Here is a 1,049-nt window from a genome sequence, read left to right as displayed (position 1 = left end):
AAATGCACCTAAAAAAGTGGCACAACTTCGACCGAAACGCCTGGCACAACTTGAACCGAAATGGGTGGCACAACTTCGACCGTTTTATCTACATCACAACGGAATTGATTTTTCTACGAATAATTCCTCTTAACAAAAACTATAGTTTATGATGAATGATGTAGACTTACCGAGGGAATTTACAAGTATAATTGGAGCCGAAAAAGTGGACTTTTCGGTAAAAACTAGTCGCTCTAAATCAATAAAAGAATCTTTTAGCCTTATTCGTTGGGGAGTTGGACTGACAGGATTTGTTGGACTTATTGGGTTCGTAGTTTTGCAACCGCTTTTTCAAACTACGGACTTAAACGCTGAAATAAGTAATATTCCTAAAGCTACGTTCTTCGATATTGGTTGGATGGTCTTTCCTGCAATAATTATTGGAATATTCCTTTTAGCTGGATTTGGAATGTTAGTATGGGGCATTTATTCCCTTTTTCAAGGTGGGGGCTATTTTGTAGCCACAAGCACTCGGTTAATACACTATTTTAAGGGGAATGTGAAAACATATAGATGGGAACAGTTTGCGGGAGTTGCCGAGCTTAATATAAACAGGGGCGACCTTGCACTGGAACTCCGAACAGGAGTTCCAACAAAAGGACGTGACGGTTCTAGTACCTTTATACCCGAAGTTATTTATATATCAGGGGTTCGAAATGCAGCTGACATAGAATTTATTTGTAGAAAACGGATTAATGAAAACAATCCGCCTTTAGCCGATAATTAGCAACCTAAACAAACCCTTTTAAGGAAAAAAAACGGCAGGCATTAATAGCTGAGCCTTTAAACCGCACGTTGCGTTCAGCGAGAACCCCGAAGGGCTCATAAGCGAAGCGAATAACCCCGAAGGAAATCGCCCGCAATCGGCAACAAAACTTAGCGCCACCGTTAGGCATTATTTTAGGAGAGACTGCTAAACTAGATAAAACGGTCGAAGTTGTGCCACCCATTTCGGTTCAAGTTGTGCCAGGCGTTTCGGTCGAAGTTGTGCCACTTTTTTAGGTGCATTT

The 1,049-nt window shown here is 41.1% G+C and carries 1 protein-coding gene; it reads left to right on the top strand.

What is annotated here, in order from left to right; genetic code table 11:
- Positions 1 to 148 precede the first annotated feature (148 nt).
- On the top strand, positions 149 to 766 hold the full coding sequence (locus tag BLS65_RS17835; protein WP_092441133.1) for a hypothetical protein: 618 nt from the start codon (positions 149 to 151) through the stop codon (positions 764 to 766).
- Positions 767 to 1,049 lie beyond the last annotated feature (283 nt).

The sequence above is a fragment of the Williamwhitmania taraxaci genome (assembly GCF_900096565.1).
In the GTDB taxonomy this organism is placed as follows: Bacteria; Bacteroidota; Bacteroidia; order Bacteroidales; family Williamwhitmaniaceae; genus Williamwhitmania; species Williamwhitmania taraxaci.
Note: the sequence above shows the minus strand (reverse complement) of the source record. Positions and strands in the feature narration are given on the sequence as shown.

Bases quoted from the DNA above. Each gene is read 5' to 3' on its own strand.
- BLS65_RS17835 (WP_092441133.1), top strand. From the start codon at position 149: ATGATGAATGATGTAGACTTACCGAGGGAATTTACAAGTATAATTGGA.